The following is a 22020-nucleotide window of genomic DNA, read 5'->3' as shown; positions in this document are numbered from 1 at the left end:
AATCCCATCTCCCCTTTGCTTTTTCTAATCAAAAAAAGCCTTCAAGTATAGTAGAAGGCTTTGTAATCTCAATGACTAGTTCCCTCTCATCTTTTCAGAGTGTCAATTTGACAGACTGCTGGAAGTAGCACCTTGCCTAAATGGCTGGTTGCTGAAGCGTCGACGGGCCAGTCCCTTAGCTTCTCTTGATAAGATTTGTTTCTTATTCAATTATTTTGATTATTCTAACCACATCATAGCCGCTTTGTTGGATATCGTCAAGTGAATGTTTGGTGAAGTTCCGTGTGCAGAGTTAGAGCGTAGAGAAATTGCGGCATATATGCTAAAATCAAAGAAACAACTCGAAAAGGTGAGGAACTATGCGATTCTTTAAATACTCATTTCCGATCGCTGTTCTTGTAGGTACACTTGCTTGGATTATGTTAGGTAACAGTTATGAAGAAGTTGCTTATGATATGCGTGTGTACATTACAATCGCAGCTGCTATATTTAGTGGTTTACTCTCAAGCGTTTTATTTCGTAAAGAAAAAGAAGAACAGATTGATGAGAAAAAATAGGCTGTCAGCGTTGCGCTGCAGTCTTTTTTTTATTCATTTTTATTAGTTAACTTAAAAATAAATAGTGTTGACATACGGTGTGTTAACCATTAATATTTTTAAGGTAACTAATATAAAAAGAGGTGACATAATGGCAACAGCAACAGAGAGACGACCGGTAAGTAGATTCAGTGCCTTAACTATTGTATACAGCGGGATGTTTGCATCTTTAATGATGATTGGAGCGAATATTACATCCTTCGTGCCGTTTTTAGTAGTTGGTGGTGTACCGATCACTTTGCAAACGTTTTTCGCCATCTTATCAGGACTATTACTGGGTAGTCGTCTAGGTGCATTATCTATGACAGTATATATGTTAATAGGACTAGCAGGCGCACCGGTTTTCGCTAAGTTTTCAGGCGGCTTCGGTCAAATTTTAAGTCCGACGTTTGGCTTTATTCTTACTTTCATCCTAATTGCCTATGTAGCGGGAAAGATTGTGGAGCGAAATCAGACCCTACCTGCTTTTATTACCGCAGCGCTAGTCGCCACAGCAATCAACTACATACTAGGTACAAGTTGGATGTATTTTGCGTACAAGATGTGGGCGGCTGCACCCGACGTATTTACTTATAAGATCGCATGGCTATGGATGATGCCCCCACTGCCGAAAGATCTAATTTTAGCCGTGCTGTCAGGCATATTTGCGTTCAGAATATCCAAACACTTGAAAGTGAGGCGTGCACTATAATGTATTACCAACAACTGGCCACTAAAGTACTGGAAGGACATGTGTTAACTGACGAGGAATCACTCGCTATATTAAACAGCCCAGATGAAGATTTGCTATTATTGCTACACGCGACGTACTCGATTCGATCGCATTACTTCGGAAATAAAGTAAAGTTGAATATGATCATTAATACGAAATCAGGACTATGTCCGGAGAACTGTGGTTATTGCGCCCAGTCCATCATTTCAAAAGCACCTGTCGAAAAGTACGCGATGATGAAATCAGAAGAGATACTTGAAGGTGCGGAGCGTGCGGCTGCCAATAAAGCAGGCACCTATTGCATCGTCGCAAGTGGACGGGGGCCGCGTGACAGTGAACTAGACATAGTCATTGACTCTGTTAAGCAAATTAAAGAAAAGCACAAAGGAATGACGGTATGTGCTTGCCTAGGAATTTTAAAGCCAGGACAAGCAACTCGTTTGAAAGAGGCAGGAGTAGATCGTTACAATCACAACATAAACACATCTGCAGAACATCACGAAAGTATAACCACATCCCATACATATGACGATCGTGTACACACTGTAGGACTTGCCAAAGAAGCGGGCATATCTCCTTGTTCAGGCGTCATCGTCGGTATGCGGGAAACAAAGCAAGACATTATCTCTATGGCGCGTAGCCTACGCGAACTGGACGCAGACTCCATACCTGTAAATTTCCTACATGCAGTTGATGGAACGCCATTAGAAGGAACATCAGAACTAGACCCACGCTACTGTCTAAAAGTTTTGTGTTTATTCCGCTACATCAATCCTAGCAAAGAGATCCGCATCTCAGGTGGACGTGAAGTGAACCTAAGAAGCCTGCAACCATTAGGCCTTTACGCCGCAAATTCCATCTTCATCGGTGACTACCTCACAACAGCCGGTCAAGAAAACGATCAAGATCAAAAAATGCTTGAAGACATGGGCTTCGTAGTCGACCTCGAGCCGTTGCGCAAAGAACCTATTACTATATAAATAAAAAACGAATCAATAGTTGTAGACAGTGACTGAAGACAATCCGCTATAAGGATCTGTTCTTCAGTCTTTTGTTATTCATTCAGTATTCTATTCAGGAAGATGGCGATGGTTGACGGTAAGTAGAAAGCATTCATCTTATTTTTTGTCTGATGACTAATTGAATAATTAATAGCCTGATGTGACAACCTAGCAATAGGTTTCCTTTTAACATAATAAGGTATACATACAAACAAATGAATTGCATCCCGCCTAATTTCTGCGATACAATCAAGTCAAAGATAGTCAAAGTCAACTAGATGAGCGAGCGAAAAGAGGTGACGAGATGCGTAACATTTCTGACATTATAGAAGGATATTTGAAGTCGATTATAGAAGAGGAAGATAGCGCTTCTATTGAAATCAAACGAAATGAGATTGCCGAAAAGTTCCAATGCGTACCATCACAGATTAATTACGTGATCAAAACTCGGTTTACCGTCGAGAGAGGCTATGCTGTTGAGTCTAAGCGAGGAGGCGGAGGCTACATTCGGATTTACAGGGTGCGTACCAACTCCCGCAAAGACTTACTTGAACAGGCGTTAGAAATTTTAGAGAATGAAGCATCATCTACTATGGCGGAAGATGTCATTATCCGTTTAATTGAAGAAGAAGTCATTACAGAACGTGAAGCTAAACTGATGCTTGCTGCAGTAGGCCGGGCTACTTTGCGTTATATGTTACCTGAGCGGGATGCGTTACGTTCGCGTATTCTTCGCGCTATGTTAGTTACATTAATTTATGAAGAGATAGAATGAGGTGAATTTCAATGCTTTGTGAAAACTGCAAAGAACGACCAGCTACTGTAGTGTTTAAACAAGAAACATCAAATGATGTAATAGAGCGTCATTTATGTGATAAATGTGCATTTTACTCACAAACATTTTCTTTCAGTCCGGATCAAGAACCGTTATCAATACAACAATTTTTAGCACATTGGTTGGGTGGTTCAGAGTTATTTCCGGAACAAAAAGCTGATGAAAGATTACCGGATGGTCCGAAGTGTCCGAGCTGCGGGTTGACCTTCCATCGTTTCCTCGATATCGGGAAGTTTGGTTGTGCGGTATGTTATGAAACATTCAAGGGGCAGCTGCCAAGAGTGTTTGCCAAACTGCATAATGGGCATACCCAACACCGTGGAAAGATCCCCGTATCACTTAATGAACGTTTTGCTTTAAAGAGGAAGCTTGAAGATATCCGTACGAAAATGCAGGAAGCTGTAGAAAACGAACGTTTTGAGGAAGCGGCAACTTTACGTGATGAGGCCAACCAAGTGAAACAGCAACTGTCCGATGGAGGTGATGATCAACATGTCATTTGAAAAATTCATCAAACAGGAACTGACAGGTTGGATGGTGGCGGAAGGTGAGCATGCTGACATCGTCTTGTCCACAAGAATCAGACTAGCTCGCAACTTACAGGATTATCCATTCCCTATAAGTGCCACGCAAGAAGATGCAAACGACGTAAGCAAGGCATTGAACCAAGCGGTCGAGACGATGCAGGATGATCACTTTACGAGTATTACAATGGAAGATTTATCACCGCTTGAACGGCAAATTTTAGTTGAGAAGCATTTAGTCAGTCCACAGTTGATCAATCCTAAAAAACACGGATCCGTTTTGCTGTCAGAAGACGAAACGATTAGTATTATGGTGAATGAAGAAGACCATATTCGCATTCAATGTATTTATCCAGGCTTTCAAATAGATCAGGCATATGAACAGGCTGATCAAGTAGATAGCGAACTTGAAGTGAATTTGAACTATGCTTTCGATGAAACATTTGGCTATTTGACAAGTTGTCCATCCAACACCGGTACGGGAATGCGCGCGTCAGTCATGATGCATTTACCGGCACTAACTATCACGAAGCAAATCGAAAGAATAATACCTGCGATATCCAGACTTGGAATGGTCGTGCGTGGAAGTTATGGAGAGGGCAGTGAAGCGCTAGGTAACATTTATCAGATTTCTAATCAAATCACACTCGGCAAATCAGAAGAGGAAATCTTGAAAGATTTAGAGAGTATTTCAAAACGCCTGATTGCACACGAAAAGAAGTCACGTGAATTATTATTGGCTAAGTCGGAAGTTCACTTGGAAAATAGATTATTCAGGTCACTCGGTACACTGACCCATTCGCGAATCTTGCCGTCAGCCGAAGCGGCAAAATGTTTGTCTGACGTCCGTTTGGGTATAGATTTAGGTATCATTGAAAATATTGATATGACAATTTTGAATGAATTGATGATTTTCATGCAACCAGGTTTTCTGCAACAATATGCGAAAGAAGAATTAACATCTGATGAACGAGATATCCTTCGTGCACAATTATTCCGGGATCGTCTAGGAATAGAGCGATCTGCCGCACCAGAAAAAGATAATGATTCGTTATGAGCAAAGCTTTTGCAAGAAAGTCTTATAGCATTTATAATTAATCAAAGATAGTCAAAGTCAATATGCGGATTAGGTTGTATCGCGAACTGACATGAATATATATAGTTATATGAAACAAAGCATTGATGTGTTATTTTGCATAACATAGAATATAGTCCACTGAAGAAGGAAGAGGGGAATGAATATGATGTTTAATCGATTTACACAACGTGCACAAAAAGTTTTGCAATTGGCTCAAGAAGAGGCTATTCGTTTAAAGCATGAATCTATTGGTACTGAGCATATTCTGCTTGGTTTGATTCGAGAAGGTGGCGGCATCGCAGCAAAAGCTCTTGAAGCAATAAGTGTGAATGCAGATACTATTGAACGAGAAGTAGAAATTCTAGTAGGTGTAGGTTCTAAAGATGTGGGTCCGATCGTTCATTATACTCCTCGTGCAAAACGCGTGATCGAATTATCTGTTGATGAGTCTCGTAAGTTAGGACATTCTTATATCGGTACAGAGCATATTTTGTTGGCATTGATTCGAGAAGGAGAAGGCGTAGCTGCACGGGTTCTGAATAATGCAGGCGTTAGCTTGAACAAAGCTCGCCAGCAAGTACTTCAGTTGCTTGGCAATGATGAAAGTTCTGTTGGCAACCCAGCGAATTCTACATCAGCGGCAACACCAACATTGGATGGCTTAGCGCGTGATTTAACTGAAATCGCACGTGAAGGCACGCTGGATCCAGTAATTGGACGAAGTAAAGAAATTACACGTGTTATCGAAGTCTTGGCACGTCGTACGAAAAACAACCCAGTATTGATCGGGGAACCGGGTGTAGGTAAAACAGCGATTGCAGAAGGTTTGGCACAGCAAGTCGTAAGTAACGAAGTGCCTGAGATCTTGCGTGACAAGCGTGTTATGACGCTAGACATGGGTACAGTCGTCGCAGGTACAAAATATCGCGGCGAGTTCGAAGATAGAATGAAGAAGGTAATGGAAGAGATCCGTCAAGCGGGCAATATTATCTTGTTCATCGATGAATTGCATACGTTAATCGGTGCAGGCGGAGCGGAAGGTGCTATTGATGCATCTAATATCTTGAAGCCGTCTCTTGCACGTGGTGAACTACAATGTATCGGTGCTACAACACTTGATGAATACCGTAAATATATTGAAAAAGATGCAGCGCTTGAACGGCGTTTCCAACCGATCCAAGTTGATGAGCCTTCTGTAGATGAAACAATCCAGATTATTAAAGGCTTGCGCGATCGTTATGAAGCGCATCATCGCGTGAAGATTACGGATGAAGCAGTCGAAGCAGCAGCGAAAATGTCCGACCGCTACATTTCAGACCGTTTCTTACCAGACAAAGCGATCGACTTGATTGACGAAGCTGGATCCAAAGTGCGCTTGCGTTCGTATACAACTCCACCTAATTTGAAAGAGCTTGAAGTGAAACTTGAAGCAATCCGCTCTGAAAAGAATGCAGCTGTTCAAAGCCAAGAGTTTGAAAAAGCCGCTTCTTATCGTGATAAAGAGCAGAAAATGAAAGAGGAATTGGAAACAACGAAAGCAGCTTGGAAGGAAAAACAAGGACAGACTGAGTCCGAAGTGACAGTGAATGATATCGCGTCAGTCGTAGCAATGTGGACAGGAGTTCCTGTTGACAAGATTGCGGAAACAGAGTCTGCTAAATTACTGAACATGGAAGAAATTTTGCATCAGCGTGTCATTGGTCAAAAAGAAGCTGTGTTATCTATTTCGAAAGCTATCCGTCGAGCGCGTGCAGGATTGAAAGATCCTAAACGTCCAATTGGTTCATTCATTTTCTTAGGCCCAACTGGTGTAGGTAAAACTGAACTGGGTCGTGCATTAGCAGAAGTGATGTTCGGCGATGAAGATGCGATGATTCGTATTGATATGTCCGAATACATGGAGAAGCATTCTACATCTCGTTTGGTCGGATCACCTCCAGGTTATGTAGGATACGATGAAGGCGGTCAGTTAACGGAGAAAGTTCGCCGTAAGCCGTACTCAGTTGTATTGCTAGATGAAATTGAAAAAGCGCATCCAGATGTTTTCAATATCTTACTGCAAGTATTAGAAGACGGACGCTTAACAGATTCTAAAGGCCGCACAGTTGATTTCCGTAACACAGTAATTATTATGACATCGAACGTTGGAGCGACTGAATTGAAGAAAAACCGCTATGTCGGCTTTAATATTCAAGACGGCGAATCCGATTACGATGACATGAAGGAAAAAATGCTTGCGGAATTGAAGAAAGCATTCCGACCGGAGTTCTTAAACCGTGTGGACGACATGATCGTCTTCCATTCGTTAGAGAAAGAACAATTACGTGAAATTGTCAGCTTGATGAGTGAAGAGCTAGCTAAGCGTTTGGCTGAACAAGATATCGAGTTAGTGTTGACGGAGTCGGCTAAAGACAAAATCACCGATGAAGGATATGATCCGGAGTACGGAGCTCGTCCACTACGTCGTGCGTTGCAAAAACACGTAGAAGATCGTTTATCCGAAGAGTTATTAGAAGGTAAAGTTCTAATGGGTGGAAAAGTAATTGTAGATGTAGAAGATGACAAGTTCGTTGTACGTACGGAGAAACAAACTGTAGCAACTGAAAAATAATAATAGGATAATCCGGATAGCTCGCTCGCTTAGTTTTTAAAAAGCGTAGCGGGCTGTCCTTTTCGTATTTTCAAATAAGGAGAGAGTGTATGGCTAAGCGAAAGTCAAAGTTCATGTGCCGTTCTTGTGGATATGAGTCCGCTAAGTGGATGGGACGTTGTCCTGGTTGTGGGGAATGGAACACGATGGATGAAGAAGTAGAGATTGTGCAAAAAGGACCGCGTGCTGCATTTCAGCATGGTGACAGAGTGAAGCATAAAGCTTTGCCTATTAGTCAGGTAGAAATGGCTGAAGAGCCACGGGTTAAAACGGAATTAGAGGAATTAAACCGCGTACTCGGTGGTGGGATTGTTCCGGGATCGCTCATATTAATTGGTGGCGATCCAGGTATCGGGAAGTCTACATTGTTGCTACAAGTCTCATCGTTACTTGCGAATCAACAACAGCGTGTACTATATATTTCTGGAGAAGAATCGATTAAACAAACTAAGTTACGTGCAGAACGATTAGGCGTGAAGTCAGATGAGTTATATATTTATGCCGAAACTGATCTTGCGATGATTAATGAAACTGTGGATGAAGTGAAACCGAAATTTGTGGTTGTGGACTCCATTCAGACTGTTCATCATCCTGAAGTATCATCAGCGCCAGGAAGTGTATCGCAAGTTCGTGAATGTACAGCAGAACTAATGCGTATAGCGAAAACGCAAAACATTGCCATATTCCTTGTAGGTCACGTAACAAAAGAGGGACAGATTGCAGGACCGCGACTACTTGAGCATATGGTGGATACGGTTCTGTATTTTGAAGGAGAACGTCACCATACGTACCGCATTTTACGTAGCGTTAAAAACCGCTTTGGTTCTACCAATGAAATTGCAATCTTTGAAATGTTGCAGGCTGGATTAAAGGAAGTTTTAAATCCATCTGAAATGTTCTTGCGTGAGCGATCGCAAGGTGGAGCAGGCTCTACTATTGTCGCTTCCATGGAGGGCACACGGCCTATACTTGTTGAAATTCAAGCATTGATGACAGCATCAAGTTTCAATTATCCGAAGCGTATGGCGACCGGATTGGATCAAAACCGTGTACAGCTATTAATGGCGGTATTGGAAAAACGTGCTGGGATGCTATTGCAGACACAAGATGCGTATATTAAGGTTGCAGGCGGTGTTAAGTTAGATGAGCCGGCCATTGATTTAGCAGTCTTGCTAAGTATTGTTTCTAGTTATCGCGACACGGCTGTAGGCGCGCGCGATTGTTTTGTTGGTGAAGTAGGGTTAACAGGTGAGGTTAGACGGGTATCTAGAATAGAACAACGCGTTACAGAAGCGGCAAAGCTTGGCTTTGACCGCATCATTATTCCATCATCTAATTTGGGCGGTTGGGATATTCCAGACGGGATCGAAGTGGTGGGCGTTGAGACGATCACAGAAGCGTTAGGAATGGCCTTCAGATAATGTCTATTTATATGGCGGGATAAGTAGAAAGGTAAGAAACTTTCCCGCTATTTAGATAGTCCTAGTAGGGGGAGTGAGGAATTTTCAGAAATTCCTCACTTAACCTAAGCGGCTAACTGCAATTCGTTGTATACTATTAGGAAGGAAAAGGAGGTGGAAGAATATGTTGAAAAGAGTGGTCCAAGTTTCATTCTTATTAATCGGAGGAACTCTCGGTGTTTTATTTTTACCGTACTTATTCGCTATGTTTGAGTTTACATCACGCCCTATCATAGAAAATCCTTATGTAGAGGCAATTATAGGAGCTATCATTCTATTTTTATTAAGCTTATTTTTAACTGAACCGATTGTGAATTTTATTAAATGGATTGAAGAAAGACTTCTAAAAGCGCCGATCATGGATTTATTATTCGGTACGATCGGATTAGTCGTAGGGTTAATCGTAGCCTTTTTATTCAGTTTCGGACTAAGCGCAATTGGTTTTCCAGTAGTGTCTTCTGTTGTTCCTGTCTTATTGTCTATTCTTCTCGGCTATTTAGGTTTCCAAGTAGGTTTTAAAAAGTGGGAAGAGTTTATTAATGCATTTTCTAATTTACGCATGACAACAGCAAAAAAGAAAGAATCGACAGAACCTGTTGTCGCTCCACCACAAAAAGACGTATATAAATTACTGGATACAAGTGTCATTATCGATGGACGTATTGCAGATATAGTGGCGACAGGATTTTTACAGGGAATTTTAGTGGTGCCTCAGTTTGTACTGACTGAACTACAGCATATAGCCGATTCATCCGATACGTTGAAGCGAACAAAAGGTAGACGTGGCTTAGATATTCTAAAGCGTTTGCAAAATGATGATGGTCCTCAAGTGCTCATTACGGACGAAGATATTCTGAATGTAGCCGAAGTGGATTTAAAGTTAGTTAAACTGGCGAAGAAAATGGATGGATTGGTTGTAACCAATGATTTTAACTTAAATAAAGTCTCGGATTTGCATGGTGTTGCGGTATTGAATATAAATGATCTCGCTAACGCAGTAAAACCAGTAGTCATTCCGGGTGAAGAAATGCATGTAGTCGTAATCAAAGATGGTAAAGAGCATAATCAAGGCGTCGCATATTTAGATGATGGCACTATGATCGTCATTGAAGATGGTCGGTCTCATATCGGAGATGCTATTGACGTCGTAGTCACGAGTGTATTGCAAACATCTGCAGGACGAATGATTTTTGCTAAACCAAAAGGTCGATAACCAGCATAGAAAGCAGAGTGACAAACGTGAAATATACAGTGATGATTCCTGCTGCAGGAAGCGGTAAACGAATGGGGGCTGGACAAAATAAGCTCTTTCTGAAAATTGGAGAGCATTCAATTTTGTATCATACAGTCAGTGTGTTTCAAGAAGACCCTAATTGTGAAGAAGTCATTATGGCTGTGAAGCCGGAAGAGCAAGTTGCAATTGAAGAGATTCTCAAACAGTATCAACACGTGAAACCTATTACATTTGTAAAGGGTGGTGGTGAGCGTCAAAACAGTGTTGCGGCTTGTATCTCTGCTTACAAAGGGAAAGGTATTGTTCTCGTCCATGACGCAGCTAGACCTTTTTTGAATTCATCCATCATTACGGAACTGGTGCGTACTGCTAATGAAAAAGGTGCAGCTATAGCGGCAGTTAAGGCGAAGGATACGATTAAGTACGCGGTAGATGGTACTGTAAAAGAAACCTTGGATCGTGAAAAGCTGTGGCTCGTCCAAACGCCTCAGGCATTTCAATACGAATTGCTGAAAGAAGCATCGGAGTCGGCTATTGCAGAAGGTTTCCTTGGCACGGATGAATCCATGTTAGTGGAACGTCTTGGCTACAAAGTCCAAGTGGTGGAAAGCTCGTATGATAATGTAAAGATGACGACCCAAGAAGATCTTGCTATAGGTGAAATCTTATTGGCTAGAAGAAAGTAGGAGGAATAATTACATGTTTCGAATTGGACAAGGTTTTGATGTGCATGCATTTGAAGAAGGTAGACCACTCATTATCGGTGGTATTACCATTCCGCACTCAAAAGGATTGATAGGTCACTCCGATGCGGATGTGCTATTGCATACAGTAACAGACGCTGCACTTGGTGCAATTGGTAAAGTGGATATTGGTACACATTTCCCTGACACGGATGACGCGTTTAAAGACGCTGACTCTGCTGTTTTATTGGAAACTGTATGGGCGATGGTGAAAGAAGAAGGCTACCGTTTAGGTAATATTGATTGTACAATTATTGCGCAACGTCCAAAAATGGCACCGTACATTGGAGATATTCGTGAGCGCGTGGCGGAATTGCTCGAAGCGGATCTGTCGCAAGTGAATGTGAAAGCTACGACTACGGAACGTCTAGGCTTCCCAGGGCGTGAAGAAGGAATCGCAGCCATGGCAACGATTTTACTGATGAAAAACCAGTAACTTTCAAAACGTCCCTTAGAATGCTAAAATAGATAGGAAATTATATAAGAACGTAATCAATACGAAACGGAGAGGTAAATATTATGACACAAGAAGTACGTGTGCGTTATGCACCGAGTCCAACAGGCCAACTACATATTGGCGGCGCGCGAACCGCGTTATTCAACTATTTATTCGCTCGTCACTATGGCGGAAAGTTTATTGTTCGTATTGAAGATACAGATATAGCGCGAAATGTTGAGAGTGGTGAACTTTCACAACTTGAAAACTTGACGTGGCTCGGTATCCATCATGATGAATCCATTGATGTCGGTGGAGAATACGGCCCATACCGCCAAATGGAACGTCTGGATTTGTATAAGAAATATGCAGACGAAATGCTTGAAAATGGACATGCCTACAAATGTTTCTGTACACCTGAAGAGCTAGAAGCAAAGCGTGACGCACAGAAAGAAGCGGGAATCGCAGCACCTATGTATGATGGTACTTGTCGTCATTTAACAGCAGAACAAGTAGCGGAAAATGAAGCTGCCGGGAAGTCATACAATATCCGTATGCGTGTTCCTGAAAATACTACGTATACGATTGATGATCTCGTGCGCGGTGAAGTAACGTTTGAATCAAAGGACATCGGTGACTGGGTTATGGTTAAGACGAATGGAATTCCTACGTATAACTTCGCAGTAGTAGTCGACGATCACTTGATGAAGATCTCTCATGTTTTCCGTGGAGAAGAGCATCTGACGAATACACCAAAACAACTAATGGTATTTGACGTATTTGGTTGGGATCATCCACGGTTTGGTCATATGACGCTGATCGTCAATGAGGAACGTAAAAAGCTTTCAAAACGTGATGAGTCAATTATTCAATTCATTGCACAATATAAAGAGTTAGGCTATTTGCCTGAAGCGATGTTTAATTTCTTCTCCTTGCTTGGTTGGTCCCCTGTCGGAGAAGAAGAGATTTTCTCACATGACGAACTCGTAGAACAATTCGATGAATCTAGATTGTCAAAATCTCCTTCCATGTTCGATACGGATAAGCTGACGTGGATGAATAACCAATATATAAAAAAATTGTCCTTGGAAGAAGTAATTGAGTTAACATTGCCACATCTACAAGCGGCAGGATTGGTTTCAGAAAATATGTCTGCTGAGGAACAAACGTGGGTTCACGATTTGATCGCGCTATACCACGGCCAGTTGAGCTTTGGTGCTGAAATCGTCGAGTTATCCGCCCAGTTCTTCCATGACACATTGGAATATGATGAAACAGCATCTGAAATTTTGGCGAGCGAACAAGTGCCTGAAGTGATGACGTCACTTAAGAAGCAACTAGAAGAATTGGAAACATTCGATGCACCGTCTATCAAATCGGCAATTAAAGCAGTTCAAAAAGAAACAGGACATAAAGGGAAGAATTTATTCATGCCTGTGCGTGTCGTGGCGACTGGTCAGACATCAGGACCTGAACTACCGGATGCCATTGCACTTATTGGTAAAGAGAAAATCCTCCAACGCGTTGGAAGATTCGCAAAATAAACAATATTGACATTTCGATGAGTTTCTGTAAAATGAACTTAATATACCATTGTCATATAGAAAGCGTCGAAAAGGAAAGTACGTAGTGGATACTCTATAGAGAGGGTCATCTAGGCTGGAAATGACCTGAGTCGTTCACTATCGAAATGCACCTTTGAGCGATGAGCCGAAACTAGTAGTAGGCCATACGTACAGTCTGCGTTAAAGACATTAAGCGGGGGACAATTATGTCCTCAAGCGGAGTGGAACCACGCATTTAATGCGTCTCTGTCATCATACGTGACAGGGGCGCTTTTTTTATCTTAAGAAATTACGCTATAGGGAAAGTCGCCGTCATGGGAAAGAAGAAAAAAGGGGGAAGTTCATTGTTCAAACGTATGAAAGAAGATATTCGATGCATTTTCGATCAAGATCCGGCAGCTCGCAGCACGGTTGAAGTAATCTTAACGTATTCTGGGTTGCATGCAATTTGGATGCACCGTATTGCGCATGTATTTTATAAGCGTAATCTTCGGTTTTTGGCTCGGGTAGTATCGCAAGTTAGCAGGTTTTTCACAGGTATCGAAATTCATCCTGGAGCTGTGATAGGCAGACGTCTTTTCATTGATCATGGGATGGGTGTAGTCATAGGGGAAACATGTGAGATTGGCGATGACGTGACACTTTACCAAGGGGTTACATTAGGTGGAACAGGAAAAGAAGGCGGTAAGCGACACCCGACACTTTGTGATAATGTATTGGTTGCGTCGGGTGCCAAAGTACTTGGTTCCATTACGATTGGGGAGAATAGTAAGGTTGGAGCGGGCTCGGTCATCTTGAAAGAAGTGCCGCCAAACTCTACAGTAGTGGGGATACCAGGGAAAATCGTTATTTCAAATGGTGTACGTGTAAAGAATAAACTAGATCATTCCACGCAAGATCCAATTGCGGATGAAATCAAACGATTAGAAAAGCAAATTCAAGAGTTGAAGCTGCGTACTGAGCAGTTGGAAACCGTGAATGGAGAAAAGGGAGATTTACATGAGCATTCAACTTTATAATACATTGACACGCAAGAAAGAAAAGTTCATTCCAATAGAAGAAGGAAAGGTTAAAATGTATGTCTGTGGACCCACCGTTTATAATTATATTCATATCGGAAACGCTCGTCCTGTGATTGCATTTGATACGATTCGTCGCTACTTGGAATATCGCGGCTATGAAGTGAATTATGTCTCAAACTTTACAGACGTAGACGATAAAATCATTAAAGCGGCAAATGACTTAAATGAAGAAGTAGGAGACTTGACTGAACGTTTCATTGCGGCTTATCACGAAGATGTCAGTGCTCTTGGTTGTGAAGTAGCGACAGCGCATCCTCGCGTAACGGAGCACATCGAAGACATTGTAGAATTTATTCAGGTTCTTATCGATAAAGGTTTTGCCTACGAATCTCGTGGGGACGTCTATTTCCGTACACGTGAATTCGAAGGCTATGGGAAACTTTCACACCAATCCATTGATGAATTAAAAGTAGGTGCGCGAGTAGAGGAAAATGCAATCAAAACAGACCCTCTTGACTTTGCGCTTTGGAAATCAGCGAAAGAAGGGGAAGTCTCATGGGATAGTCCTTGGGGCAAAGGTCGTCCGGGCTGGCATATAGAATGCTCGGTAATGGCCAAGCAGCTTCTTGGGGACACGATTGATATTCATGCAGGTGGGCAAGACTTAACATTCCCACATCATGAAAATGAAATTGCGCAATCTGAAGCGGCTACAGGTAAAACTTTCGCCAACTATTGGATGCATAACGGTTATATCAATATTGATAACGAGAAAATGTCGAAGTCATTAGGGAACTTTATTTTGGTACATGATATTCGTAAGCAAATAGACCCGAAGGTGTTGCGTTTCTTCATGCTTTCCGTACACTATCGTCATCCAGTTAACTTTGCACAGGATCTTGTAGAAAGCGCGGCGAATGGACTGGAACGTATCCAAACTGCGTACAGCAATTTGCAGCATCGTTTAACGATTTCGGCTGATCTAGCAGAAGACTCCGCATCATGGTTAAATAAGATTAACGAACAAATTAAGGCATTTGAAATGTCGATGGATGATGACTTCAATACGGCTAATGCGATTGCCGCCGTATTTGAACTATCTAAACAGGCAAATGTATACTTGCTTGAGAAAAATACAGACCGTCACGTACTTCAGCAATTCATCGATGCGTTAGATCAATTAATGGGTGTGCTTGGATTGCCATTTGATAGCGCGGATGAATTAGTGGATGACGAAGTAGATGCATTGATCCAAGAACGTCTTGATGCTCGAAAGAATCGTGATTTTGCACGTGCGGATGAAATACGCGATGAACTAAAAGCGCAGGGAATCATTTTAGAAGATACAGCACAGGGCACTCGCTGGAAAAGAGGGTAACGGTGTGGAGAATTTACGTGAAATAGACGTTAAACAACTCAATGCACTTGCTCTCGCATATATGGGCGATGCTGTATATGAAACAGCGGTCAGAGAGCATTTACTGCGCCATGGACGTGTAAAACCGCAAATTTTGCATAAAGAAGCTACACGCTTCGTTTCTGCAAAAGCTCAGGCGCGGATTATCCTAACGATGAGAGATCAACAAATTCTCACAGAAGAAGAATTAGCGGTAATGCGCCGTGGTCGCAATGCGAAAGCAGGGTCCGTCCCTAAAAACACTGACGTTACTACGTATAATTATAGCTCCGCATTCGAAGCGGTTCTCGGGTATGTACATTTATTGGATCGGCAAGAGCGTCTGGCTGAACTAATAGAGACGGCGATTCGACTAGTGGAGCATCCTGAGGAGGAGAAAGCATGACAGAGCTAGAAATTGAACTGATTGGTGGAAGAAACCCTGTTGTGGAAGCACTGCGTTCGGGCAGGCAATTGAATAAAATCTGGGTAGCGGAAGGTGTCAATAAGAAGAGTATAGGTGAAATAATAAAGCTCGCTAAAGAAGCAGGAGTGGTTGTGCAGACAGCTCCGAAGCAGAAACTAGATGGCATGACGGATCTGAGTCACCAAGGAATTCTCGCTTCAGTTGCTGCCTATGACTACGCGGAGTTGGAAGACTTATTCGCAATTGCTAAAGAGAGGCAGGAAGATCCGTTCTTCATTATTCTAGATGAGCTAGAGGATCCGCATAATTTGGGGTCTATCATACGAACAGCGGATGCTTCGGGTGTTCATGGCATCATTATTCCCAAAAGACGCGCTGTTGGTTTGACAGGCGTAGTAGCGAAAGCTTCGACAGGTGCGATTGAACATATACCGGTTGTGCGAGTGAATAATTTGTCTCAAACTGTGGACGAGCTTAAGAAGCAAGGGGTATGGATTGCGGGAACAGACGCTTCCAACTCCACGGATTATCGCCATATGGATGCAACGTTACCTTTAGCCGTCATAATAGGTAGTGAAGGAAAAGGAATGTCACGCATTTTGCGCGAGAGGTGTGATTTCCTTTATAGTTTACCGATGGTTGGCAAAGTTACGTCTTTAAATGCTTCAGTAGCGGCGGCGTTGTTGATGTATGAAGTTCTACGAAAGCGTCAATCCGCTCAGGCTCCGTCATGAAGAAAGATGTGCTGCTCGTTGATGGATACAACATCATCGGGGCGTGGCCTGAATTGCAGCAACTGAAACAAGAAGATTTTGCGCAAGCGCGTGATCGGCTTATCGAGAGGATGGCGGAATTCCAGGCTAATAGGGGATGGCGCGTTATTGTGATATTTGATGCCCACCTAGTGCCTGGTATCGAAAAACGAAAAAAGCAATATCGTGTGGAAGTTGTCTTTACTAGAGAAAACGAAACAGCGGATGAACGCATTGAAAAGTTGGTATCCGAATTATCCAATCGCTTGACGCAAATTCACGTAGCTACTTCTGATCTCGTAGAACAATGGGTAGTGTTTGCTCAAGGTGCACTTCGCATCTCTGCAAGAGAGCTGGAAATTGCTATGAAAGAAGTAGATCGTGTAATCGCACAAAGGTTAAAAGATTCATTAGAACAAAGGCCTCTATCAAAGATTCCTCTGACGGATGAAGTGGCAGCGGAATTTGAAAAAATGAGACGTGGTGGAAAATGAGTAGTTGACGTGAAATATTACCGCGTCTATACTGGCATATAAAACCAATTAGTACTCTGGGGTGGAGAGGTTGGTATGGGATATGGAAAATGTGAAAAGTAAAAACGGGTTTTCTAAACTATCTGATGAAGAAATGGTGGAATTGATCCATCTGGGAAATTCGGATGTATTGGATTTTCTAATTACTAAATTTCAGCCGATTGTCCGGATGAAAGCAAGAACATATTTCATTATTGGTGGAGATCGTGAAGATATCATGCAAGAAGGAATGATCGGACTTTATAAAGCCATACGTGATTTCCGTCCTGATAGATTAAGCTCTTTTAAAGTCTTTGCTGAGCTCTGTATTACGCGACAAATTATTACAGCTATCAAAACTGCCACGCGTCAAAAACATATTCCGCTTAATACGTCTATTTCATTGGACAAGCCAATGTATGATGAAGACCAAGAGAGGACGTTGCTCGATATCATAGCGGGCTCTACACTAGATGACCCTGAAGACTTGATGATCCATAAAGAAAACTTCACATTCATGGAAGAAGAGATGAATAAAGTGTTAAGTGGATTGGAAAGAGAAGTATTAACATTGTATTTAGAAGGTCAATCCTATCGTGAAATTTCTGAAGTGCTGAATCGCCAAGTGAAATCAATAGATAATGCTTTACAACGGATCAAACGCAAGCTGGAACACTCGATGGCAATGGATCTGGTACGCTAAACAAATCGAATGTAAATTGACATGTCGTTGGTTAAATGGTACTCTTTAGCAAGACTATTGTCTTGAATTAGGTGAATCAAAATGACGAAAAAAATAACTTTAAGCTGTGAGATATGTGGTTCGCGAAACTATTCTTTACCCGCTAGTAACAACAGTCGAGAGGGAAGAATGAGTATAAAGAAGTTTTGCAGTCATTGCAATGCGCATACATTGCATAAGCAAACCATTTGACCAGTTACATAGAGTTCGAATCAGAACGCTGTGTCATTCGGAAGGGTTGGAGAAGAATGGGCAAGATTACCGATTTTTTGAAAAAAGTCGTTTCGGAAATGCGGAAAGTAAGCTGGCCGAAACGTAAAGAATTAACAAAGTATACCGTAGTCGTTATTTCGACGGTTATTTTCATGGCGGTTTATTTCTTTGTAGTGGATCTAGGCATCTCCGGAGTAATGAAATGGTACACTAATCTGTAGTAAATAAAGTATGAATAGCGTGAGAATATCCCGTTTTGATGAATGAACGGGTTTTTTCAGCTTTAATTTAAGGGAGGGACGGACGCATAGTCCTCAATGTCATGGAAATGGATAAAAATTGGTACGTTGTGCATACGTACTCAGGGTATGAGAACAAAGTTAAGGCGAATCTTGAAAAACGTGTCGAGACAATGGGTATGTCAGACAAAATATTCCGTGTCGTCATTCCAGAAGAAGAAGAGACGGATATTAAAGATGGTAAAAAGAAGACTGTTATGCGTAAAACGTTTCCGGGCTATGTCTTGGTAGAATTGATCATGACAGATGATTCTTGGTACGTTGTTCGCAATACACCGGGTGTTACTGGGTTTATTGGTTCTTCGGGTGGGGGAGCAAAGCCTACTCCGTTGTTGCCGGAAGAAGTAGAATTCATCCTAAAACAAATGGGTGTAAAAGAACAGCGTGTAGATGTCGACTTCGGCGTAGGCGAAAGTGTGACGGTGCTTGAAGGGCCGTTTGCTCACTTTGAAGGTAAGGTAGAAGAGATCGAAACGGACAAAGGTAAAGTCATTGTGAGCGTCGATATGTTCGGACGCGAAACGAAGATGGAGCTTTCGTTCGATCAAGTAGAAAAAATGGATTGATGGGTAATAGGGATTTTCCTCTTGCCAAATCTGTGTAATGGTGGTATCATTTCAAAGGTCAGACTTAGTCTGTACGGATTAACCAATTCTACCGACATCGTCGGCAGGCACATATTTGAGTGGGAGGGGCAACCCAATGACCACATCACGGACTTAAGGAGGTGTGTCTCGTGGCTAAAAAAGTTACTAAAGTAGTGAAATTGCAAATTCCAGCTGGTAAAGCAAATCCAGCGCCACCGGTAGGGCCGGCATTAGGTCAAGCAGGTGTTAACATTATGGGATTCTGTAAAGAATTTAACGCTCGTACAGCAGATCAAGCTGGTCTAATTATTCCAGTTGAAATCTCAGTATTCGAGGACCGTTCATTTACATTCATCACAAAAACTCCGCCAGCAGCAGTTTTGCTGAAGGTTGCAGCAAACGTTCAAAAGGGTTCAGGTGAGCCTAATAAAAACAAAGTTGCTACGGTTAAGCGTGATAAAGTTAGAGAAATCGCAGAACAAAAGATGCCAGACTTAAACGCGGCGTCAGTTGAAGCGGCGATGGCAATGGTCGAAGGTACTGCTCGCAGTATGGGATTCAAAATCGAAGACTGATTTTGTTTTTTCATAATAAAGCAATTGTTTGAAGGTGAAGGCTGCGGTCGATTGAGATGCGCAGCCTTCATTAAGTGGGAGGTTTAATCCGTTAAAACCACAAATGAGGAGGAAAATTCTGATGGCTAAAAGAGGTAAAAAATTTGTAGATGCGGCGAAGCTTGTAGATCGCACAGCTACATACACTGCGCAAGAAGCAATTGAACTTGCTAAAAAGACAACTACTACTAATTTTGATGCAACAGTTGAAGTGGCTTTCCGTCTAGGTATTGATACACGTAAAAACGATCAGCAAATCCGTGGAGCAGTAGTGCTTCCAAACGGTACTGGTAAAACTCAACGCGTATTAGTATTCGCTAAAGGTGATAAAGTTAAAGAAGCAGAAGCTGCAGGCGCGGATTACGTAGGTGACGCAGAACTAATTGCTAAAATTCAACAAGGTTGGTTCGATTTCGACGTAATCGTTGCTACACCTGATATGATGGGCGAAGTGGGTAAGATTGGTCGCGTTCTTGGACCAAAAGGTCTTATGCCGAACCCGAAAACAGGTACAGTAACATTTGACGTAACGAAAGCTGTTGAAGAAATCAAAGCAGGTAAAGTTGAATACCGTGCGGACAAAGCTGGAATTATCCACGCGCCAATCGGGAAAGTATCTTTCGATAACGAAAAGTTGGAAGAAAACTTCTTAACAATCTTTGATACGATTCAAAAAGCTAAACCAGCAGCAGCAAAAGGAACATTCATGAAATCAGTAAACGTTACGACAACTATGGGTCCTGCTGTTAAAGTAGATCCGTCAAGCGTTACTGTTAAAAAATAATTGACAAGCACAAAGTGATCTGTTAAGATTACGCTTGTTATGATGATAACCATTTGTACCGAAGACAGCAGGTGTGGCTTGCCACTTAATGCTCCTGCCGAGGACAAGACGCTCTTTTTTAAAGATGACGACTTTTCTGCCCTCATGTCTTAGACATTGAGGGCTTTTTATATCGGTATAAGTGACCCTAATTACCAGGAGGTGTCAACATGAGCAAAATTTTAGAAGCTAAACAAGCGGTCGTTTCAGAAGTTGCAGAGAAGTTACAAGGAGCAGCATCTGTAGTAGTTGTCGATTACCGTGGTCTTACGGTTGCACAAGTTACAGAATTGCGTAAACAACTTCGTGAAGCAGGCATTGAGTTTAAAGTGTATAAAAACTCTATGGTGCGTCGTGCAACTGTAGATGCTGGACTAGAAAGCTTGAACGAAAACCTTACAGGTCCAAACGCTATAGCATTCTCCACAGAAGATGCAATAGCGCCAGCTAAAATCTTGAATGAATTTGCTAAAAAGAACGAAAAGCTTGAAATTAAAGCGGGTGTGATCGAAGGAAACGTTGCATCAGCTGAAGAGATAAAGGCATTGGCTACTCTACCGTCTCGCGATGGTCTACTATCTATGCTACTCAGCGTTCTTCAAGCGCCAGTACGAAACTTTGCACTTGCTACAAAAGCGGTTGCAGAACAAAAAGAAGAGCAAGGTGCTTAATTTCGCATTTTGACAGTGACCGGAACAAATTAGCCGGTTAAATACAATATTCCAGGAGGAACTTAAAATGACTAATGCACAAATTCTAGACGCAATTAAAGAAATGACAATTCTTGAACTAAATGACCTTGTTAAAGCAATCGAAGAAGAATTCGGCGTAACAGCAGCAGCACCAGTTGCAGCAGCTGGAGCAGTTGCAGAAGCAGCTGAAGAGCAAACTGAATTCGATGTAATCCTTGCATCAGCTGGAGATCAAAAGATCAAAGTTATCAAAGCTGTTCGTGAAATCACTGGCCTAGGATTGAAAGAAGCTAAAGCTCTTGTAGACGAAGCTCCTAAAGCTGTTAAAGAAGCAGCTTCTAAAGAAGAAGCAGAAGAAATGAAAGCTAAACTTGAAGAAGTTGGCGCATCTATAGAAATTAAGTAATTTCTATTTCCCTGAGAAAAGCCCGTCTATTTGACGGGCTTTTTTCTTCATATACAGATATTCTAACTCTACGCAGGAGGTGTATGTATGGGAGAGCATTATTATTCGAAAAATCCTCAAGTTTCAAGTGCCCCCAAGCAATGGAAAGCTGAGATTCGTAATAAAGTCTTTTCTTTTACAACGGATGCTGGCGTATTCAGTAAAGGTGGCATAGATGAAGGATCAAAATTACTCGCTGAAACGTTTAAAGAACCAACCATCAGGGGAGACTTGTTGGAAATAGGTTGCGGCTATGGGCCGATCGCGTTGTCTATTGCGTCGGAATTCCCTGAACGGCTTGTCCATATGGTGGACGTTAATGAGCGGGCATTGGTTCTATCTAAAACAAATGCGCAGCAAAACCAGATCACTAATGTACAAATTTATGAAAGTAGTGGAGTCGATCAAGTTCAATCTAACGACTTTGCTGCAATTATAACGAATCCGCCTATCAGAGCGGGTAAGCGTACGGTCTTTTCGTTCTACGACGGTGCTTATGCAAAACTGGCTTCAGGTGGGGAGTTATGGGTTGTCATTCAAAAGAAGCAAGGAGCACCGTCTACGGTGGATCACTTGAAGAAATTGTTTGGTAATGTGGATACGGTTGCTAAGAAAAAAGGCTACTTTATTTTGGTGGCCAAAAAAGATTGACAGGATCTATA

At 42.0% G+C, this 22020-nt stretch carries 26 protein-coding genes, 1 riboswitch and 2 other annotated features; all 26 genes read left to right on the top strand.

Annotated features, from left to right (window positions below):
- Window positions 1–83: 83 nt before the first annotated feature.
- A riboswitch (SAM riboswitch) is annotated at window positions 84–195 on the bottom strand.
- Window positions 196–359: 164 nt separating this feature from the next.
- Window positions 360–557, top strand: coding sequence for a hypothetical protein (locus CSV61_RS05205; protein ID WP_083034284.1), 198 nt, complete (start codon window positions 360–362; stop codon window positions 555–557).
- 130 nt (window positions 558–687) lie between these two features.
- Window positions 688–1287, top strand: coding sequence for a biotin transporter BioY (locus CSV61_RS05200; RefSeq protein ID WP_083034283.1), 600 nt, complete (start codon window positions 688–690; stop codon window positions 1285–1287).
- Window positions 1287–2288: a biotin synthase BioB gene (bioB, locus tag CSV61_RS05195; RefSeq protein WP_099638318.1), complete on the top strand. Its 1002-nt coding sequence runs from the start codon at window positions 1287–1289 to the stop codon at window positions 2286–2288. Before CSV61_RS05200 ends, bioB begins: the two co-directional genes overlap by 1 nt.
- Window positions 2289–2613: 325 nt before the next feature.
- Window positions 2614–3084 (top strand): CtsR family transcriptional regulator, encoded by a 471-nt coding sequence (locus CSV61_RS05190; RefSeq protein WP_083034281.1) that lies wholly within the window; start codon window positions 2614–2616, stop codon window positions 3082–3084.
- 11 nt (window positions 3085–3095) lie between these two features.
- Complete coding sequence (locus CSV61_RS05185) at window positions 3096–3647, top strand: UvrB/UvrC motif-containing protein (protein ID WP_083034280.1); 552 nt, start codon at window positions 3096–3098, stop codon at window positions 3645–3647.
- Entirely contained in the window at window positions 3637–4725 is a 1089-nt protein-coding gene (mcsB, locus tag CSV61_RS05180) for a protein-arginine kinase McsB (protein ID WP_099638317.1), read from the top strand. The genes CSV61_RS05185 and mcsB overlap by 11 nt, the downstream gene beginning before the upstream one ends.
- A gap of 184 nt (window positions 4726–4909) precedes the next feature.
- Complete coding sequence (locus CSV61_RS05175) at window positions 4910–7357, top strand: ATP-dependent Clp protease ATP-binding subunit (RefSeq protein WP_083035978.1); 2448 nt, start codon at window positions 4910–4912, stop codon at window positions 7355–7357.
- Window positions 7358–7446: 89 nt separating this feature from the next.
- Window positions 7447–8817 (top strand): DNA repair protein RadA, encoded by a 1371-nt coding sequence (gene radA / locus CSV61_RS05170; RefSeq protein WP_083034278.1) that lies wholly within the window; start codon window positions 7447–7449, stop codon window positions 8815–8817.
- Window positions 8818–8980: 163 nt separating this feature from the next.
- Window positions 8981–10069 (top strand): PIN/TRAM domain-containing protein, encoded by a 1089-nt coding sequence (locus CSV61_RS05165; protein WP_083034277.1) that lies wholly within the window; start codon window positions 8981–8983, stop codon window positions 10067–10069.
- 26 nt (window positions 10070–10095) lie between these two features.
- On the top strand, window positions 10096–10776 hold the full coding sequence (gene ispD / locus CSV61_RS05160) for a 2-C-methyl-D-erythritol 4-phosphate cytidylyltransferase (protein WP_099638316.1): 681 nt from the start codon (window positions 10096–10098) through the stop codon (window positions 10774–10776).
- A gap of 13 nt (window positions 10777–10789) precedes the next feature.
- Window positions 10790–11269: a 2-C-methyl-D-erythritol 2,4-cyclodiphosphate synthase gene (gene ispF / locus CSV61_RS05155; RefSeq protein ID WP_083034275.1), complete on the top strand. Its 480-nt coding sequence runs from the start codon at window positions 10790–10792 to the stop codon at window positions 11267–11269.
- An 83-nt stretch (window positions 11270–11352) separates the two neighbouring features.
- Window positions 11353–12813 carry a glutamate--tRNA ligase gene (gltX, locus tag CSV61_RS05150; RefSeq protein ID WP_083034274.1) on the top strand — a complete coding sequence of 487 codons (1461 nt, stop codon included), beginning with the start codon at window positions 11353–11355 and terminating at the stop codon, window positions 12811–12813.
- A gap of 57 nt (window positions 12814–12870) precedes the next feature.
- Window positions 12871–13085: a binding site (T-box leader), on the top strand.
- Between the two features lie 93 nt (window positions 13086–13178).
- Window positions 13179–13853 carry a serine O-acetyltransferase gene (gene cysE / locus CSV61_RS05145; RefSeq protein ID WP_083034273.1) on the top strand — a complete coding sequence of 225 codons (675 nt, stop codon included), beginning with the start codon at window positions 13179–13181 and terminating at the stop codon, window positions 13851–13853.
- Window positions 13834–15234 carry a cysteine--tRNA ligase gene (gene cysS / locus CSV61_RS05140; RefSeq protein WP_083034272.1) on the top strand — a complete coding sequence of 467 codons (1401 nt, stop codon included), beginning with the start codon at window positions 13834–13836 and terminating at the stop codon, window positions 15232–15234. Before cysE ends, cysS begins: the two co-directional genes overlap by 20 nt.
- Before the next feature lie 4 nt (window positions 15235–15238).
- Entirely contained in the window at window positions 15239–15658 is a 420-nt protein-coding gene (locus CSV61_RS05135; RefSeq protein WP_099638315.1) for a Mini-ribonuclease 3, read from the top strand.
- Window positions 15655–16413 (top strand): 23S rRNA (guanosine(2251)-2'-O)-methyltransferase RlmB, encoded by a 759-nt coding sequence (gene rlmB / locus CSV61_RS05130; RefSeq protein WP_083034271.1) that lies wholly within the window; start codon window positions 15655–15657, stop codon window positions 16411–16413. Before CSV61_RS05135 ends, rlmB begins: the two co-directional genes overlap by 4 nt.
- Window positions 16410–16925 carry an NYN domain-containing protein gene (locus CSV61_RS05125; protein WP_099638314.1) on the top strand — a complete coding sequence of 172 codons (516 nt, stop codon included), beginning with the start codon at window positions 16410–16412 and terminating at the stop codon, window positions 16923–16925. Before rlmB ends, CSV61_RS05125 begins: the two co-directional genes overlap by 4 nt.
- A gap of 82 nt (window positions 16926–17007) precedes the next feature.
- A complete protein-coding gene (gene sigH / locus CSV61_RS05120) occupies window positions 17008–17646 on the top strand; it encodes an RNA polymerase sporulation sigma factor SigH (protein WP_083035973.1) in 639 nt (212 codons plus the stop codon).
- 81 nt (window positions 17647–17727) lie between these two features.
- Window positions 17728–17877: a 50S ribosomal protein L33 gene (rpmG, locus tag CSV61_RS05115; protein WP_083034269.1), complete on the top strand. Its 150-nt coding sequence runs from the start codon at window positions 17728–17730 to the stop codon at window positions 17875–17877.
- A gap of 56 nt (window positions 17878–17933) precedes the next feature.
- Complete coding sequence (gene secE / locus CSV61_RS05110) at window positions 17934–18119, top strand: preprotein translocase subunit SecE (protein WP_029053291.1); 186 nt, start codon at window positions 17934–17936, stop codon at window positions 18117–18119.
- A gap of 107 nt (window positions 18120–18226) precedes the next feature.
- The gene (gene nusG, locus CSV61_RS05105) at window positions 18227–18763 is read left to right on the top strand and encodes a transcription termination/antitermination protein NusG (RefSeq protein ID WP_083035971.1); all 537 of its coding nucleotides are present in this window, start codon (window positions 18227–18229) and stop codon (window positions 18761–18763) included.
- Window positions 18764–18933: 170 nt separating this feature from the next.
- Complete coding sequence (gene rplK, locus CSV61_RS05100; protein ID WP_029053289.1) at window positions 18934–19359, top strand: 50S ribosomal protein L11; 426 nt, start codon at window positions 18934–18936, stop codon at window positions 19357–19359.
- A 121-nt stretch (window positions 19360–19480) separates the two neighbouring features.
- The gene (gene rplA / locus CSV61_RS05095) at window positions 19481–20182 is read left to right on the top strand and encodes a 50S ribosomal protein L1 (protein WP_083034268.1); all 702 of its coding nucleotides are present in this window, start codon (window positions 19481–19483) and stop codon (window positions 20180–20182) included.
- Window positions 20183–20222: 40 nt separating this feature from the next.
- Window positions 20223–20361: a sequence feature (ribosomal protein L10 leader region), on the top strand.
- A gap of 30 nt (window positions 20362–20391) precedes the next feature.
- Window positions 20392–20892, top strand: coding sequence for a 50S ribosomal protein L10 (rplJ, locus tag CSV61_RS05090; RefSeq protein WP_099638313.1), 501 nt, complete (start codon window positions 20392–20394; stop codon window positions 20890–20892).
- Window positions 20893–20959: 67 nt separating this feature from the next.
- Window positions 20960–21319, top strand: coding sequence for a 50S ribosomal protein L7/L12 (gene rplL / locus CSV61_RS05085; protein WP_029053286.1), 360 nt, complete (start codon window positions 20960–20962; stop codon window positions 21317–21319).
- Between the two features lie 87 nt (window positions 21320–21406).
- Window positions 21407–22009, top strand: coding sequence for a class I SAM-dependent methyltransferase (locus CSV61_RS05080; protein ID WP_099638312.1), 603 nt, complete (start codon window positions 21407–21409; stop codon window positions 22007–22009).
- The last annotated feature ends 11 nt before the right edge of the window (window positions 22010–22020 follow it).

Origin of the sequence: Sporosarcina sp. P3 (assembly GCF_002743415.1) — a bacterium.
In the GTDB taxonomy this organism is placed as follows: Bacteria; Bacillota; Bacilli; order Bacillales_A; family Planococcaceae; genus Sporosarcina; species Sporosarcina ureae_A.
The sequence above is the reverse complement of the archived record's forward strand: the minus strand, read 5'-3'. Positions and strand labels throughout refer to the sequence as shown.

Bases quoted from the DNA above. Each gene is read 5' to 3' on its own strand.
- ispF (WP_083034275.1), top strand. From the start codon at position 10,790: ATGTTTCGAATTGGACAAGGTTTTGATGTGCATGCATTTGAAGAAGGT.
- CSV61_RS05205 (WP_083034284.1), top strand. From the start codon at position 360: ATGCGATTCTTTAAATACTCATTTCCGATCGCTGTTCTTGTAGGTACA.
- rplA (WP_083034268.1), top strand. From the start codon at position 19,481: ATGGCTAAAAGAGGTAAAAAATTTGTAGATGCGGCGAAGCTTGTAGAT.
- rlmB (WP_083034271.1), top strand. From the start codon at position 15,655: ATGACAGAGCTAGAAATTGAACTGATTGGTGGAAGAAACCCTGTTGTG.
- CSV61_RS05165 (WP_083034277.1), top strand. From the start codon at position 8,981: ATGTTGAAAAGAGTGGTCCAAGTTTCATTCTTATTAATCGGAGGAACT.
- CSV61_RS05190 (WP_083034281.1), top strand. From the start codon at position 2,614: ATGCGTAACATTTCTGACATTATAGAAGGATATTTGAAGTCGATTATA.
- CSV61_RS05200 (WP_083034283.1), top strand. From the start codon at position 688: ATGGCAACAGCAACAGAGAGACGACCGGTAAGTAGATTCAGTGCCTTA.
- CSV61_RS05080 (WP_099638312.1), top strand. From the start codon at position 21,407: ATGGGAGAGCATTATTATTCGAAAAATCCTCAAGTTTCAAGTGCCCCC.
- mcsB (WP_099638317.1), top strand. From the start codon at position 3,637: ATGTCATTTGAAAAATTCATCAAACAGGAACTGACAGGTTGGATGGTG.
- bioB (WP_099638318.1), top strand. From the start codon at position 1,287: ATGTATTACCAACAACTGGCCACTAAAGTACTGGAAGGACATGTGTTA.
- CSV61_RS05125 (WP_099638314.1), top strand. From the start codon at position 16,410: ATGAAGAAAGATGTGCTGCTCGTTGATGGATACAACATCATCGGGGCG.
- nusG (WP_083035971.1), top strand. From the start codon at position 18,227: ATGGATAAAAATTGGTACGTTGTGCATACGTACTCAGGGTATGAGAAC.
- sigH (WP_083035973.1), top strand. From the start codon at position 17,008: ATGGAAAATGTGAAAAGTAAAAACGGGTTTTCTAAACTATCTGATGAA.
- radA (WP_083034278.1), top strand. From the start codon at position 7,447: ATGGCTAAGCGAAAGTCAAAGTTCATGTGCCGTTCTTGTGGATATGAG.
- rplL (WP_029053286.1), top strand. From the start codon at position 20,960: ATGACTAATGCACAAATTCTAGACGCAATTAAAGAAATGACAATTCTT.
- CSV61_RS05175 (WP_083035978.1), top strand. From the start codon at position 4,910: ATGATGTTTAATCGATTTACACAACGTGCACAAAAAGTTTTGCAATTG.
- cysS (WP_083034272.1), top strand. From the start codon at position 13,834: ATGAGCATTCAACTTTATAATACATTGACACGCAAGAAAGAAAAGTTC.
- rpmG (WP_083034269.1), top strand. From the start codon at position 17,728: ATGACGAAAAAAATAACTTTAAGCTGTGAGATATGTGGTTCGCGAAAC.
- CSV61_RS05185 (WP_083034280.1), top strand. From the start codon at position 3,096: ATGCTTTGTGAAAACTGCAAAGAACGACCAGCTACTGTAGTGTTTAAA.
- secE (WP_029053291.1), top strand. From the start codon at position 17,934: ATGGGCAAGATTACCGATTTTTTGAAAAAAGTCGTTTCGGAAATGCGG.
- gltX (WP_083034274.1), top strand. From the start codon at position 11,353: ATGACACAAGAAGTACGTGTGCGTTATGCACCGAGTCCAACAGGCCAA.
- rplJ (WP_099638313.1), top strand. From the start codon at position 20,392: ATGAGCAAAATTTTAGAAGCTAAACAAGCGGTCGTTTCAGAAGTTGCA.